The sequence below is a fragment of the Streptomyces sp. NBC_01017 genome, assembly GCF_045162795.1.
GTDB lineage: Bacteria > Actinomycetota > Actinomycetes > Streptomycetales > Streptomycetaceae > Streptomyces > Streptomyces machairae.
This window is the reverse complement of record NZ_CP108683.1, coordinates 10,359,899-10,374,819: the sequence shown is the minus strand read 5'-3', so window position 1 is coordinate 10,374,819 and position 14,921 is coordinate 10,359,899. Positions and strand designations below refer to the sequence as shown.

Sequence of the window (14,921 nt, the reverse complement as noted above, 5' to 3'; positions counted from 1 at the left end):
GGACGGAAGGGCGGCATGCCGGTCAAGCTGTTACGGCTCATTTACAACTGTGAAAGCGCTTGATTCGTGAGCGTGCAGGCTAGACGAACAGACGTCGGTGCTGGCACAGGCGCTGTGACTACCTGCCTGCGGCCTTGCTTTTTTGGCCATCTGTCCACGTCGACGATGTCCGATGTGAAGCTCGTGGATGTGGCGTTCTCGGATAGCTGAGCAACCCTGTCAATTCCGTAGTCGAGAAAAAGGGAGACTCTGATGCGTCACTCAGTCACCAGGATCGCCTGCATGGCGGGGGCGATCGCCGGCGTCGTTGCTTTGACAGCCAACCCTGCCGGTGCGAGTGAGCCCCGCAGTCTTTACGCGCCCTCCGCAATGGTGCTGACAGTGGGGCAAGGTGAGAACGCGGCAACGGCGACCGTCGAACGGGCGGTGACTCTCACCTGTAAGCCGACCGCCGATGGAACACACCCGGATGCCAAGGCTGCGTGCGCGGACCTGGAACGAGCCCATGGCCAGCCCGCGCTCACGCTGAATGACGAATCGGATCACATCTGCCCGCAGATCTACGCTCCCGTCATCCTCACCGCAGACGGCGTGTGGGAGGGTCGCCGAGTATCGTTCGAGCAGACGTTCGCCAACAGCTGTTTGGCGCAGGCCCAGGTCACGAATCTGTTCGCCTTCTGACGTTCGGTGCAAGCAACATCCCAGCACGTCGGGGACGTGTGCTCCGGCCCGCCGGGCCGGAGCACACGTCCCGATGCCTTTGCACGGGGGCCCCTGCTGATAGCGGCTCTGAAGTTCCCCCCTGATCTTGGACAGCGGGTGCTTACGCTGCAGGGGCGAAGTCTTGTCGTAGCCTGGCTCGTGTTTCGAGTGGGGTGAGGTACCCGAACTCGGGGTGCTTGCGGAGCCTGGTGCGGTTGTACTCGACCTCGATGAAGCGGAAGATGTCGGCACGGGCCGCTTCGCGGCTCTCCCAGACGGTAGTGCCGATCTCTGCTTTCAGCAGGCCGAAGAAGCTCTCGGCCGCGGCGTTATCGTAACATATACCGGTTCGCCCCATGCTCTGCCTCAGGTTCAACTTCCTTGTCTCCCAGCGGAATTCGGCGCTCGTGTACTCGCTGCCGCGGTCGGTGTGCATGATGCAGCCGGGCTGCAGGTCCCCACGGCCGGCGGCCATCCGCAGGGCGTCGGTGACCAGTTCGGCGCGGTGATGTTCGGCCATCGCGTAACCGATCACCTCGCGGGTGGCCAGGTCTATAACGGTCGCGAGGTACCACCAGCCCTCGAGGGTCGGCAGATACGTGATGTCCCCGACGAGTTTCGTGCCCGGCCTGTCGGCGGTGAAGTCGCGGCCGACCAGGTCCGGGGCCGGGGCGGCCTTGGTGTCCTGCTTCGTGAGATGGCGGCGCTTGCGGCGGGTGATACCGCGGATGTCGCGTTCCCGCATGATCCGCTCGACCTTCTTCCGGTTGATCGCATGCCCCTTGCGGCGGAGCTCGGCATGCACGCGCGGGGCCCCGTAGGCGCCCCGGGACTTCGCGTGGATGGCGCGGATCCGTCCGGCCAACTCCTCCTCGGCACACTGCCGTTCGACGGCGTCGGGCCGCGACGCGAGCCACGCGTAGTAGGTGGAGCGGTTGATGCCCAGCACGCGGCACAACCGCGCCACGCTGTAGCCATCGGGGTTGTCCTCGGTGGCCTTCTCCGCATCGATGAAGAGGCAGGCATCACCTACTTCACGATCTCCTTCGCGAAGAAGGCCGCGGCTTTTACCAAGATCTCGTTCGCCTTCTTGACCTCGGCCAGCTCGCGGCGCAGGCGCCGAAGCTCGTCGCGCTCATCGCTGGTCAGGGCGCCCGCGGGCCCCTCACCCCGATCGATCTCTGCCTGCTTGACCCAGCCGCGAAGTCCTTCGGGGCTGACCCCCAGTTCCCGGGCGATCTCGGTGACGTTCCGATGCGGCGACGAACGGACGAGCGCGATCGCGTCGCGCTTGAACTCGGCCGTATACCGCTTGCTCATATTGCTCTTGCCACTCAACCTGAACTGCTTCCTCCGGGACCCAACCGTCCCAGTATCAACCTGTCCAGATCAACGGGGGAACTTCCAAGGCCGGGTAGTTAGCGTTTTTGCAGGTCACGCAAGGGGGTCCTTTCCGGTGCGACTGCCGTGTAGCGTCCCGTGCGAACCCTCTTGATCATTCCCTTCTCGGTCCAGCGGGCGAGTTGTCGGTAGGTGGCGACGAGGGTGACGTCGCCGAGTAGTTCGGCGATCTCCCTTGAGCGCCAGAGCCGTTCGGGTTCTGCCTGCAGGATGGCCAGGACGCGTGTCATTCGGTTGCTGGTCTGGCCGGGGCCGACGTACTGGGGGACCGTGGTCGTGGGCAGTGTGGGCTCCGGCGTCGGCGGCGGCAGGAGAGTGATCACCGTCGAGGTCACGGCCTTGCCGGCGTCGGGGCGGCCGTCCAGTTTCCTTTCCGCGTAGCGGGAGATGGGGGACTTCACCTTGCGGGTACTGACGCGGCCCCGGCGTGCGGGCGACAGCGCTGACAGGACGCGCCGGCCGATCTCTCCAATGCCCTGCTCGAAGACTCCTTCTGCACCTACCAGCAGGTCACGGGCGGTCTGGAGGGCGACGGTGAAGCCGCAGCGGTCGGGATCGGTACCCGGCCGGGACTCCGCCGCCTGGACCATGGTGCGGCGCAGGAGTTGGTAGAGGGTGAGCAGGGCCCACATCTCCTGCTCGACGCCGGCCGGGTCGTGCGAGCGCAGGACACGTCCGTGCAGGATGGTGTGGCGCAAGGCGTAGTAGGCGCTCTCGTGCTCCCAACGCTCGTGATACAGGTGCACGAGGCGGTCGGCGGGGTGGCGGCGGGCGTCCAGGAGCGTGGTCACCAGACGGTAAGAGCCCTCGAAGTTGCTGCCATCGGTGCAGGTGATACTCACCTGGGCTTCGATGATGCGCACCGGGGCGCCGCCGATGACCGAGAGATAGGAGAAGTCGGCGAGAGTTTGAAGGACTGGTGGGCGGCGGCGCCGGCGGATGCGGCCCAGGACCTGTGCGCCGGTGGCGTGCACGGCGGAGAGGAAGTCGTTGCCGTCGAAGCCCCGGTCCCACAGCACCAGCATCTCGGGGCCCAGATGGTGCAACAGCCTGGTGGCGTAGGAGGTTTCGCCCTCCCGGGTGGGACCGAAGACCGCCGCGATGACGGCCCGGGTGCCGGTCTCGACGAGCGTCATCAGCTCGACCTGGGGATACCCACCGTGCGGGCACCGCCCCAGCCAGCCCCGGTTGCGTTCGCTGTCAGGCACCTTGATCGAGCTGCAGCCGTCGAACGACACCGTCCGATACGGGCCGAACCGCACCCCCGGCATGGTCGGCCGGGCCAATGGCCCGGCCAACACCTCGAACAACGCACGCACCGGCGCGACTCCGAGCCGCCGGCGCAGGTCACGCAATGCCTTCCCGGTCGGGCAGACCACCGCCATCCCGGACAGGCCGGCTGTCAGCTTGGCCCACACGAGCCGGTAGCCGACTTCGGGGAACATGCACATCGCGAACAAGAAGTAGACCCCGACCCGCGAGGGCAGATCACGCAGCCGCCGCTGCACGACCCTCGTCTCCGACAAGACCGCGTCAACCAGCTCGAACGGCACGATCGCCGTCAGCTCCCCCAGATGACCCGGCGCGAACCGGCCCGCGGCCACAGTGACCGTACGGGTGATGGTCGCCAGTGGCGACGGCAGGACACAATGACCGGGCAACGGAGCTCCTTCGGGAACAAGCTGTCTTGGACGACTGCCTGTACCAACGAGCTCCGTTGCTCCGTGTCAGGACTTCCTCAACTCCCTTGCGTGACCTGCAAAAACGCTAACTACCCGGCCTTGGGGGAACTTCACCCGGGACCTGGGGGTGAGCCCGGAGGGTCTGCGTGGCTGGGTGAAGCAGGCCAAGGTCGACCGGGGCGAGGGGCCTGCCGGGACTCTGACCAGCGCCGAGCGGGAAGAACTCGCCCAGCTGCGGCGTAAGGTCCGCGAGCTGGATAAGACGGTCGACATCCTGGGAAAAGCGACCGCCTTCTTCGCGCAGGACAAGATGAGGTAGACACCGCCACGCGGTGCCGCTTCATCGACGCGGAGAAGACATCGGACGACAAGCGCGCAGGTCACAGCGTTGCGCTGCTGTGCCGTGCGCTCGGAGTGCCGCGCTCTACCTACTACGCGCACCGGGCGGCCGAGTCAGCGCGCCGGGTCGCGCGGCGCGAGGAGGAACGCCTGGTGGACGAGATCCGAGTGCTCCACGCCGGATCGCGCGGCGCCTACGGGGCCCCGCGGATCCACGCCGCCCTGCGGCGGGCCGGGCGGGCGGTGAACCCGAAGAGGGTCGAGCGGCTGATGCGCAAGTACCGGATCGTCGGGATCACCCGCCGCCGGCGTCGGGGCCTGACCAGACAGGCCAGGCGGGCGGTGTTCACCGCCGACCTGATCGGCCGGGACTTCACCGCCCCCCGTCCCGGGATGCGGCTCGTCGGTGACATGACCGAACTCGTCACACTGGAAGGGAAGTTGTATCTGGCGACCTGCATCGATCTCGCGACGCGGGAGGTGATCGGCTGGGCGATGGCCGACCACCACCGTGCCGAGCTGCCGGTCGTCGCCCTGCGGATGGCGGCCGGACGCGGCGGTCTGGAGGACGGCTGCATCATGCACACCGACCGCGGCAGCGAATACACGAGTGATGAATTCCGCACCGAGATACGCAAGTTGCGCATGCGACAGTCGATGGGACGTGTCGGCTCTTGTTACGATAACGCTGCTGCGGAAAGCTGGTTCGCCGTCCTCAAAGCGGAGATCGGAACCACCGTCTGGGAGACCCGCGAGGCCGCCCGGGCCGACGTCTTCCGCTACATCGAGATCGAGTACAACCGCAGCCGACTTCGCAGACACCCCGAGTACGGGTACGTCACCCCACTCGAAACGAGAACCTTGCTCAGGCAAGACCTCACCCCCGCAGCGTAAACACCCGCTGTCCAGGACCCGGGGGGAACTTCACCTTGTCCCCCAGCGCGTGAAACCGTCGTCCGGGACCGGCCTTGGCCGCCCGGTAGAGCGCATGCTGCAAGGCTCGGACCGGATCCAGCTTCAGGGATCCCGACGTGGCGGAACTAGTAGGACTCCGTTATGTCTGCCTGTCGGTCCTGTTTGGGGGAACGCTGAAGGTGTGGATACACATGAAGTGAACCGGGCTCGGGCGAAGTTGGCGTTATTCGTGGCTGATGTGTTCGCCTCGGTGCCGCGCAAGGACCAGCGGGCCAAGAGCGACTGCTATCTGCGGGGACTGATGGTGGACGGTCGCCGCAAGTCCATCCAGGCCATGGCGCAGCGGCTGCCGGACGGCAACGAGCAGAATCTGCAGCAGTTCGTGAACCAGTCGACGTGGGATCCGCTGCCGGTGCGGCGGCGGATTGCGCAGCGGATGGTGCCGCTGGTCGGTCCGGACGCGTGGGCGGTCGATGACGTGTCGTTTCCCAAGGACGGGAAGATGTCGGTGGCGGTCGCCCACCAGTACTGCGGGGCGCTGGGCAAGCAGGCCAACTGCCAGGTCGCAGTGAGTGTGCACGCGGTCTCCGACACGGCGTCCTGTCCGCTGCAATGGCGCCTGTTCGTGCCTGAGGAGTGGGCGCACGATCCGGTTCGCCGGCGCAAGACCGGGATGCCCGACGAGATCGGGCACCGGGAGAAGTGGCGTCTGGCCCTGGACACCATCGATGAGCTGGCCGGATGGGGTCTGGTGCCTCCGGTTTTGGTGGCCGACGCCGGCTACGGACAGAACGCCGACTTCCGCGACGGCCTGGAACATCGCAGCATCGACTACGTGGTGGCGATCCGCTCGGATGTGACCGTCCACCCGCATGATGCGATGCCCATGGCCCCCACCTGGTCCGGCAACGGCCGCAAGCCGCAGCCCCGCTACCGCGACAGGCCGACTCCGGTGGCCGCGCTGGTGGCCGGCCACGGACGGCAGGCCTTCACCGAGGTGACCTGGCGGGAAGGATCCCGCGGACCGCTGCGCTCACACTTCCTGTCCCTGCAGGTGCGGCCCGCCGGGATCAAATCCAAACGCCTCGCCCAGGCCGCCGCCCTCGCCTCACACGGCCACTGGGACGGCGTCCTGCCTGAGGTCACACTGCTGGCCGAATGGCCCGACGGCGCCGAAGCACCCACCGGCTACTGGCTGTCCAACCTGCCCGCAGACACCCCAATCGCCGAACTGGTCCGCCTGGCGAAGATCCGCTGGCGCATCGAGCACGACTACCGGGAACTCAAGCACGGCCTCGGCCTGGACCACTTCGAGGGACGTTCCTGGAACGGCTGGCATCACCACGTCACCCTGGTCACCGCCGCCCACGCGTTCCTCACCGAACAGCGACTGGCCCCAAAAGCCGATACAGCCAACTCACCCTCTACCAGACCCTCGACGCCATCCAGGACCTGCTGAACTGCTGGACCGGCACCTGCACCACCTGCCACCGCCCCCTGCCCAGAACATCCACCACCAGCCAAAACCCCAGAGCCAGAGCAACCTAACGGAGTCCTACTAGTGCCGTATCAGGCAACGTTCGCCCTGTCGACTACCTTGCGCAGGCGTTCGTCGGCGGCGTGCTTGTTCCGCCAGATGATGTAGCGGCGGATCATGCTGCCCTGCTCCTTGTGGCTGGCATGGTCGGTGCCGTCGAGTGCGAAGTAGCGCAGGGCGGTGAACTGGGCCTCGATGCGGTTGAGCCAGGAGCTGTTGGTCGGGGTGTAGGCGAATTCGACGTTGTTGGCCGTGGCCCAGTCGCCGACGCGGGTGTCCTTCTTGGTGGTCAGGTGCGGGGAGAAGTTGTCGAGCACGATCGCGATCCGGGTCTCGGCCGGGTAGAGGCTGCGCAGGTAGCGGCAGAACTCCAGGAACCTCGTCCGGTTCTTCTTCGGCTTGATGTGGCCGTAGAGCCTGTCCCGGGCCAGGTCATAGGCGGCGAAGAGGTGGCGGACGCCGTGCGGGCGGGTGTAGGTGGCCCGTCGGCGGGGGCGGGGTTCCCGGTCGGGGTCCTTGTGCTTCCCGCCGCGCTCGGTCCACTGCCGGCCGGGGTGAGGCTGGAGGTTGAGCGGGCCGAACTCGTCAAGGCAGAAGACGACTTCTGGTTCGCCATCGTCGGGTATGACCTCGCCGTCGGCGATGGCGTAGAGGTGCTCGACGCGCGCTTTCTTGGCGGCGTAGTCGGGGTCGCGGGAGGTCTTCCAGGTCTTTATGCGTTGAAACGAGACGCCCTCCTCACGGAGCAGAACCCGAAGGCCCTCGTGGCTGATGTCGTCGACCACCCCCTCGGCGACCAGGAAGTCGGCCAGCTTGGCCAGGCTCCAGGTCGAAAACGGCAGGCCGTGCTCGGCGGGCTTGGACTTGGCGGTCTTCTTGATCTCCCGGCGTTCGGGGAGAGTGAAGGTCTTGGGCCGACCGCCCTTGTACTTCGGGTAGAGCGAGTCGAAGCCGTCGGTGTTGAAGTTGTGGATCACGTCCCGGACTCGGTCCGCGCTGGTGAATGTCACCTCGGCGATCTTCACCACGGGCATGCCCTGCGCGGACAGCAGCACCATCTGGGCCCGCCGCCAGGTCACCACCGACCCCGTGCCTCTACGGATGATCCGCAGCAGGCGCTGCCCCTCGTCGTCATCGATCTCACGGACGCGTACTCGTTCTGCCACCCAGACAGCTTGGCCGACACCGCGCCGTCCGGACCAGCATCCGAACGGCGCGTCACATCACCACAGGGCAAAGGTTCTCTGATGCGGCACTAGCCGAAACGGCACTCACCAAGCCCCTCCAGACAACCTGCACATCGACGAAGCAGCGGCCCTTCCCTGGCCGGCGGTTGTGTTGTCCGCCGACTCATAGCGGTACTACGGCCGCCTCCGACGCCCACCCGGCCCGCGCCCACTTCCCGGGGATCACCCGGTTATAGGACGCGCAGCTTCCGGCAGCACCTGTCCGCAGGCCGCCGGGCCGGGGAGGGCCTCCCCAGTTCCCGCTGTCACCGTCGCAACGTTCCATGCCCCATACGCCGAGGAGTCCCTCACGGCTGCATCTCCAGGATCTTCGCCGCTTCCATGGCCTTCACCCTGATTTCGGGGGCTCGGCACTCCCTGTCCCCGCCCCAAAGGACGGGCCTCTAACGACGCCGCAGACTTCGCGTGATGCTACGGACCGCTGCTTTGCTCCCCCTTGCAGGGCTTTCGACACTGGGCTTCGACGCCGGGCGTTTCCCCCCGACGCCGCCAGTCTGCTACCGGGCCTCCTGGCAGCTACTCAGCTTGAACTCGTAGACGCCGAGAGGGCGTGACGGTCCTTGATCCCTGCGGTATGGCAGGTTCATGCGGTATGCGCAGAGGGGCGGGTATACGCCTGCCGAGCAGGAACGGCGTGAACAACTGCGGCTGAAGGCCGCTGAGTTATTTGAGCAGGGCGAGAGTTCTGGTGCGGTCGCGGCGGAGTTACGGGTAGCGCCGCGCACTGTGCGGCTGTGGCGTCAGCGGTGGCGCGAGGGCGGGGTGCAGGCCCTGCGTTCCAGGGGACCGGTGTCGCCGGAGCGTCTGTCGGCGCGGCAGTTCGCGCGTCTGGAAGCAGAACTGCGGCGCGGCCCGCCGGCGCACGGATTCGCCGACGACCAGCGGTGGACGCTGAAGCGGATCAAGGCGCTGATCGGGCGGCTGTTCCATGTGGGCTACACGGTGCAGGGCGTGTGGAAGCTGATGCGGCGCCACGGCTGGTCGTGCCAGGTCCCGGTGCGCCGGGCCGTCGAGCGGGACGAGGAGGCCATCGAGGTGTGGAAGCAGGAGGTGTGGCCGCAGGTAAAACCAGTGCGGCGGACCTGGGCGCCTACATCTGCTTCGAGGACGAGGCGGGGCAGGGCCTGAGGCCGCCGAAGGGCCGCACATGGGCCCCGCGCGGGGCACGGCCCGTGGTGAGGGTGCGTGGCAGAGGTTCCGGCCGGGTCAACGTGGCCGGCGCGGTCTGCTTCCGCCCCGGCGAGCGCCCGCACTTCTTCTACCGGCTGCACGTCTGTCACGGGCGCAAGGGCGAGCCCAAGAGCTTCGCCTGGCACGAGTACCGCGAACTGATCCTCGCCGTTCACCAGCAGCTGCACGCGCCGCTCGTGTGGTGCTGGGACAACCTGAACGTGCACCTGTGTGCACAGATGAAGGAGTTCGCCGACGAACACCAGGAGTGGCTGCGTGTGGTCCAGATGCCCGCGTATGCACCCGAGCTGAACCCCACCGAGGGCGTCTGGTCACTCCTGAAACGCTCCATCGCCAACTTCGTCGCCGCCGACCTGGGCGGCCTCGTCCGCATCGTCAAGCGCAAGCTCAAGAAGATCCAGTACCGGCCCGACCTGATCAACGGCTGCCTCACCGAGACCGGCCTGGTGATCGAACCACCGTGATCCACCAGCCGGCGTCTACGAGTTCAAGCTGAGTACCCGGACCGGACTTCCACCGGCAGGCGACGACGAGCTTACGACTCAAGATCAGCTACATCACGAAGACCTCCGAGTCTGCTGGGCGCGCGAAAGCTCGAGGTTAGACGTGCCTTGAGCAGGCTGAGAACGGCTCCCTCCACGTGGCATCATCAGCGCAGATTTGCCCACCCGTGGCCAGTCAGCGGCAGCCCTTCCCTGAAACGGGACAAATGGGCTCAGTTTCGATAGGCGTTGGCCGCCGCATCCTCCAGCTTCATGGCGGTAGCTTTGGGGTCGGACGGGTCGCGCAAAAAGTCCTGCAGAATCTTCCATTCACTGGCACCGTCAGTACCGCCGAAGGATGCCGGCGCCTGGTCGGACATGTCGAAGCGAACCCGATCATCCGCATTAACCAGCGAGTCGGCCATGGCGCGGGTGGTGATTTTATTGTAGGTGTGAATGGAGAGTTGCTTGTTCGGAGAAAGGAAACCACCCAACTTCGCCCACACGGCAGCAGCTTCCGGGGTAGCAAGGTATTCGACTAGTTTCATGCCGGCAGCAGCGTTCCTTCCGTCCTTGAGGACGACAGCGGCGTCACCACCACTGATGACGGGGACCGCACCTCCTTTAACAGCTGGGAACGGGAAGAAGTCAGCGTCTTTGCCCATGCTCTTGTCGTACTGACCTTGGGCCACACCGGCGACGAAGTCGCCTTCGTAAACCATGCCCGCCTCGGGCTTCGGTCCGAACACCTTTTTCACCGAGCCGGGAAAGTCGATGTTGAGGGCTCCGTCGGGGCCGCCCGCGATCAGGTGCTTCTTGTTGAAAAGCTTGCCCAGTTCTGCGAGAGCATCCACGATCGATGGGTCGGTCCATTTCAACTCGTGGGCTGCCAGGGCGTCATACTTCTCGGGTCCCGCCTGGGAAAGATAGACGTTTTCGAACCAGTCAGTAAGAGTCCAGCCGTCTTTCCCGGCGATGGCGAAGGCGTCGAGACCTGAGTCGGACATGGCTTGTCCGGCAGACAGCATCTCTTCGAAGGTGGATGGACGCCAAGCGCCAGCCCTAGCAAAGGTCTCCGGGCTATACCAGACGGTCGACTTGTGCGCAACTTTGAAGTACACGCCGTAGAGGGTGCCGTGTCTGCTTCCGTACTCCCTCCACACGTTGGCGTAGTTGTCGTTCACGGCTGCCCGTGCTGTTGCAGACAGGGGCTCAAGCCAGCCATTGTCAGCAAACTGCTCGAGTACGCTGAGCTGCGGTAGCAAAGCCACGTCGGGTGCGTTACCGGTCTCGATTTTTCTCCCTACAACAGGGGATACGTTGTTGCCTGTGCTCACGAAGTATGCCTTGGCGCCAGTCTTGTCATTGAAGTTATCGAGCACCTTTTGAAAGTTCTTCTGCTCACTTCCAGTCCAGGCGCCGGCCACGGAGATATTTAGGCCATTCAACTCCTTGTTGCCACTGTCTCCCAGGTCGTCGCAGGTAGCTGCACTTGAGACCAAGATGAGCACAATGCAGCTGGCGAGTGGGGTATTTTGTCGGCGCATTTTTGTTGATGTCCTTCTCTCGCAGCGACGGGTCTGCAGAAGGCAGCCGAGGCGAACGGTAGGGTCAGGGCGCACAGGGGCAGGTTGGGCAGAGTTGAAGACTTACGCTGGTGGAGCAGCTCAGTGCGCGTGCGTGCGCCGCGCCACGGTCCGCAGCGAGCCGCTGTGCAGCCATCGCTAGCAGGCCGAACTCGACCGGGCCGCCCCCGCCCAGCAGCGAGTTGAGACCGCTGCAGCACGACCGCGTCGCAGCTCGGGTCACATTGCAGCGAAGGGCACGTACGGCTCAGACAGCCCTCGACGACGCTAACCTTCCACAGATACGACATCCCTTTGACTTCGGCGAAATCGCCGGTGCAGTCACCAATGCGGTCCATCAGACTGCGAACGTGCAGTTGGTAGCACGCTGCGTCGCGCCACCAGAGGTGACTATCGAAACGCTGCAGACTCACCCCGTCCACCCGTCTGTGCGTGCGAAGACCCGATATCGACCAGGAGATTCCAAGCATGGTAGAGAGGGGTTTCCCGATACCTCAACGAGCTGACCGAAGTCGTGCACCTTCGTGCAGAAACACTGCCGCCCGGGTGCGGAACGTGGCGCCACTGTGTGTGGGCGTTGCGTCCCGCGCCTGCCATCTGGCGGCGTAGGTCGGCGTTGACGCTCGATGGGCGCAGAAGCTATTCAAAACGATTGCGCGCAAGGGTCGCCCTCCTATTGATTCGAAACGGTAGGTGTTCTGGGTCGTTGATCCCTGCGTGAGTGAACTGGCGGGGGACGTACGGAAGTTGTCGCCGTCGGCGCGGGAAGCCCTTCGTCTGCGGGCGGTGGCCGCGTTGGTGGCGGGCCGGACTCGCAAGGATGTTGCGGTGGTGTTCCAGGTCTCGCTCAAGGCGGTGGACAACTGGTGGGCGAAGTGGCTGGCCGGCGGGCGGGAGGCGCTTGTAGCCCAGCAGTGTGGACGTCGGGTCGGCAAACATCAGCTTCTCGATGCGGTCGAGCAGCAGACGGTCCGGCAGGCCGTGCTGGAGCACCGTCCCTGTGATCTGGGTCTGGCCGGGCAGCTGTGGACGCGGGCCGGGGTGGGGGACCTGATCGCGAAGCTGTACCGGGTGCGCCTGACCGAGCAGGGGTTGGCAAGTATGTGCGCCGCTGGGGCCCTCGTTCCAGCGGCCGGACAAGAGGGCCGTCGAACAGGACCAGGAGGCGGTCCGCGTCTGGCGGGAGGAGGCGTGGCCGGCGATCCGGGCCAGGGCAAAGGCGGAGGGTGGCGAGGTGCTCTTCGCCGACCAGGTCGGCATCCGCTCCGACCAGGTCAACGGCCGCACCTGGGGGCGCGAGACCGGGTCAACCGGCAGGTGGGCAGGCCGCAATTCCCGCACCCGCTCCATGATAATGGTCAGGCCCCGTTCCCACCCGATCCGCCCAGCGATCACCGTGGCTGGCATCGTCGGAGTCTGCTTCAACAGCTCACGGTTGGCCGGCTCGGCCAGATCCACAGCCGACCCCTTCAACGGGCGTTGGCAGAATGGCGGCCGGTCCGAGGCCGGGGCCAGCGCTACGGGCAGACGGGTGGGCCTCCGGTCCTGGTCATGGTGTCGGGCTCCTCGAGGATAATCACGGCACGAATGCTGCCTTCGCGGACCACCGCCGATCTGATCGACGGGCACTGGCGGCTGCTGAAACGGCTGGCAGGCCGTCCCAAGGATGCTGGTCTGCGCTAATCGCAGGGCGGCTTCAAGTTCCATGCTCGCGGCAGTTGTTGCGTGAGGGGTAGATAGCAGTGCAGGCACGGGCTTCGTGATCATTGTGGTGTCTTACGCCCGATGATCATGAGGTGGCCCGTGCCTGCCGCTGTATCTTCTCCGATCCCTGCCGTGCTGGGGAATCTGGGGTCGCTGGACGTCGGCCAGGTCGCCGACCTGCGTCCCTACTTCGACTCCATCCCCGACCCACGCTCGCGGCGGGGCCGGTGGTACTCGCTGACGTCGATCCTGCTGGTGTGTGCCTGCGCGGTCGTCTCGGGAGCGAAGAGCATCGACGAGCTCGCCGAATGGGGTGCGAGGGCCTCGGGCAGGCTACTGGCGGCCCTGGGTATCCGCCGTCATCTGCTCGGGTGGCGGCGCACCCCCTCGCCCGTGACGATCGGGCGCGTGCTGGGCGCCGTGGACGGTGATGCCCTGGACCGGGCGGTGGGCGCCTACCTGACCGACCGGCACCACGCCGTCACCGGCACCGCGACCAGGGCCACGGGGCAGCCGGCGGCACCCGCGCCCGGGCGGCTGCGCGTCCTTGCCCTTGACGGCAAAGCGCTCAAGGGTTCGGCCCGTCTCACCTCGGCACGCCGGCACCTGCTGTCGGTGGTCACCCACGGCCCAGTCGTGACCCTCGGCCAGGTGGAGGTCGGCGCGAAGACGAACGAGACCACCCACTTCCGCCCGCTGCTGGAGCCGCTGGACCTGGCCGGCACTGTCGTCACCTTCGACGCGCTGCACTCGGTCAAGGCGAACGTCTCCTGGCTTGTCGAGACGAAGAAAGCGCACTACATCGCCGTGATCAAGACCAACCAGCCGACCGCCCACCGCCGGCTGGCGGCCCTGCCCTGGCGGGACATCGCCGTCCAGCACACCGCCTCCGGGACCGGGCACGGCCGGCGGGAGTCCCGCTCGATCAAAACCTGCGGAATCGCCGACGAACTCGGCGGAATCCCGTTTCCCCACGCCCGCCTGGCCATCCGCATCCACCGCCGCCGCAAGCTCACCGGCCGGCGCGAGAGTCGTGAGAGCGTCTACGCCGTGACCAGCCTGGACGCCCACCAGGCCTGCCCGGCCGACCTGGCCGCCGCGATTCGCGGGCACTGGGGAGTGGAGAACTCCTCGCACCACATCAGAGACGTCACCTTCGCCGAGGACGCCTCCACCGTCCACACCGGGACCGCGCCCCGGGCCATGGCGACCTTCCGCAACCTCGCCATCGGCGTGCTGAAGGTCCTCGGAGCCAACAACATCGCCAAGACCACCCGGGCCATCCGCGACGAACCCGAACGAGCACTCCCGATCCTGGGCATCATCAACAACCGCGACACCTACGGAACTTGATCAAGCCCTGCTAATCGTCCGCAAGGAACAGCCCCACCCCGGAGCTCAGTTGCGCTTCACCGGCGCCGACGGACTACGACTCACCGAGCATTTCAACTTGGCCACTGATCGGGTGACGGTGGGGCGGTGGAGGAACGGTCAGAGCCCCACAGATGTTGAGCGAGGTGTCTAGGCTCAGCTCGTCACCGGTGGGGCTCTGTTGGTTCCTTATCGTGCCGTACTCGATGTCCCGCATGCACTCGTGGAGTGGGTGACGATGCTGATCGTCACTCGCGAGGGTGACCGCAGATGCAAGCTGCCACCGTCCCAGCGCGCCTTGGCCGCACTGGTGTACCTGCGTAAGAACGACACACTCACCCAGATCGCCGCCGGATTCGGTATCAGCGTGGGCACCGCCCACGCCTACGTTCATTCCGTGGTGACACTCCTGGCCTCCCGGGCACCAGGCCTGACCGCTGCACTGAGAGCCGTCGGTGCACGCTATGTCCTGCTCGACGGGACACTCGCCGAATGCGACCGAGTCGGTGACAGCCGCGCGGATTACTCAGGAAAGCACCGCAAGCATGGCGTGAACCTGCAGGTCATCACCGCTCCCGACGGCACCCTGGTGTGGATCTCGCCCGCCCACGCGGGCCGGGTGGAGCTGAGGCACCGCCAGCGGGCACGCGCCGAGGACCGCATCCGGGCCGCCCGCGCCACCGGCCTGCGCAACCTCCCCCGAAAGCGCGAGGGTAGCCCCACAGTACGGCCAGTAACGAATATGCCAGCAGCCGCGACAAGCG

11 protein-coding genes and 3 pseudogenes are annotated in these 14,921 nt (G+C 66.1%); 9 read left to right on the top strand and 5 right to left on the bottom strand.

The genetic code is table 11. The features are described 5' to 3' along the window. The first annotated feature begins 282 nt into the window (after positions 1–282). Positions 283–681: a subtilase-type protease inhibitor gene (locus OG331_RS47390; protein WP_406209421.1), complete on the top strand. Its 399-nt coding sequence runs from the start codon at positions 283–285 to the stop codon at positions 679–681. Positions 682–823: 142 nt separating this feature from the next. Here OG331_RS47390 and OG331_RS47385 read toward each other — a convergent pair whose 3' ends face one another. The 3 genes from OG331_RS47385 to OG331_RS47375 all read right to left on the bottom strand — a co-directional run bounded on the left by OG331_RS47385 (position 824) and on the right by OG331_RS47375 (position 3,764). Beyond that, positions 824–1,714 carry an IS3 family transposase gene (locus OG331_RS47385; protein ID WP_406210818.1) on the bottom strand — a complete coding sequence of 297 codons (891 nt, stop codon included), beginning with the start codon at positions 1,712–1,714 and terminating at the stop codon, positions 824–826. 17 nt (positions 1,715–1,731) lie between these two features. Beyond that, entirely contained in the window at positions 1,732–2,040 is a 309-nt protein-coding gene (locus OG331_RS47380) for a transposase (RefSeq protein WP_406191182.1), read from the bottom strand. Between the two features lie 80 nt (positions 2,041–2,120). Continuing rightward, entirely contained in the window at positions 2,121–3,764 is a 1,644-nt protein-coding gene (locus OG331_RS47375) for an IS4 family transposase (protein WP_406209418.1), read from the bottom strand. A gap of 148 nt (positions 3,765–3,912) precedes the next feature. On the opposite strand from OG331_RS47375, the gene OG331_RS47370 reads away from it, so the two are divergent. The 3 genes and pseudogenes from OG331_RS47370 to OG331_RS47360 all read left to right on the top strand — a co-directional run bounded on the left by OG331_RS47370 (position 3,913) and on the right by OG331_RS47360 (position 6,498). Continuing rightward, positions 3,913–4,104, top strand: a complete 192-nt coding sequence (locus OG331_RS47370) for a transposase (RefSeq protein ID WP_406209415.1) — start codon at positions 3,913–3,915, stop codon at positions 4,102–4,104. Between the two features lie 11 nt (positions 4,105–4,115). After that, positions 4,116–5,018: pseudogene (locus OG331_RS47365) on the top strand (IS3 family transposase); the annotation flags it as partial. Positions 5,019–5,220: 202 nt separating this feature from the next. Next, entirely contained in the window at positions 5,221–6,498 is a 1,278-nt protein-coding gene (locus tag OG331_RS47360; RefSeq protein ID WP_406190343.1) for an IS701 family transposase, read from the top strand. Positions 6,499–6,608: 110 nt separating this feature from the next. Here the strand turns inward: OG331_RS47360 and OG331_RS47355 are convergent, their stop codons facing one another. After that, positions 6,609–7,742, bottom strand: coding sequence for an IS630 family transposase (locus OG331_RS47355; protein WP_406209412.1), 1,134 nt, complete (start codon positions 7,740–7,742; stop codon positions 6,609–6,611). A gap of 666 nt (positions 7,743–8,408) precedes the next feature. Between OG331_RS47355 and OG331_RS47350 the strand changes: the two genes are divergently transcribed. Further along, entirely contained in the window at positions 8,409–8,951 is a 543-nt protein-coding gene (locus tag OG331_RS47350) for a winged helix-turn-helix domain-containing protein (protein WP_406190674.1), read from the top strand. After that, a complete protein-coding gene (locus OG331_RS47345) occupies positions 8,876–9,478 on the top strand; it encodes a transposase (RefSeq protein ID WP_406190495.1) in 603 nt (200 codons plus the stop codon). The genes OG331_RS47350 and OG331_RS47345 overlap by 76 nt, the downstream gene beginning before the upstream one ends. Positions 9,479–9,729: 251 nt before the next feature. Here OG331_RS47345 and OG331_RS47340 read toward each other — a convergent pair whose 3' ends face one another. After that, the gene (locus OG331_RS47340) at positions 9,730–11,043 is read right to left on the bottom strand and encodes an ABC transporter substrate-binding protein (RefSeq protein WP_406209410.1); all 1,314 of its coding nucleotides are present in this window, start codon (positions 11,041–11,043) and stop codon (positions 9,730–9,732) included. A gap of 732 nt (positions 11,044–11,775) precedes the next feature. On the opposite strand from OG331_RS47340, the pseudogene OG331_RS47335 reads away from it, so the two are divergent. From OG331_RS47335 to OG331_RS47325, 3 genes and pseudogenes are all read left to right on the top strand, one after another. Further along, a pseudogene (locus OG331_RS47335) lies at positions 11,776–12,394 on the top strand (winged helix-turn-helix domain-containing protein); the annotation flags it as partial. Positions 12,395–12,918: 524 nt separating this feature from the next. Continuing rightward, positions 12,919–14,139, top strand: a complete 1,221-nt coding sequence (locus OG331_RS47330) for an ISAs1 family transposase (protein ID WP_406191102.1) — start codon at positions 12,919–12,921, stop codon at positions 14,137–14,139. 199 nt (positions 14,140–14,338) lie between these two features. Next, positions 14,339–14,776: pseudogene (locus tag OG331_RS47325) on the top strand (transposase family protein); the annotation flags it as partial. Positions 14,777–14,921: the final 145 nt, after the last annotated feature.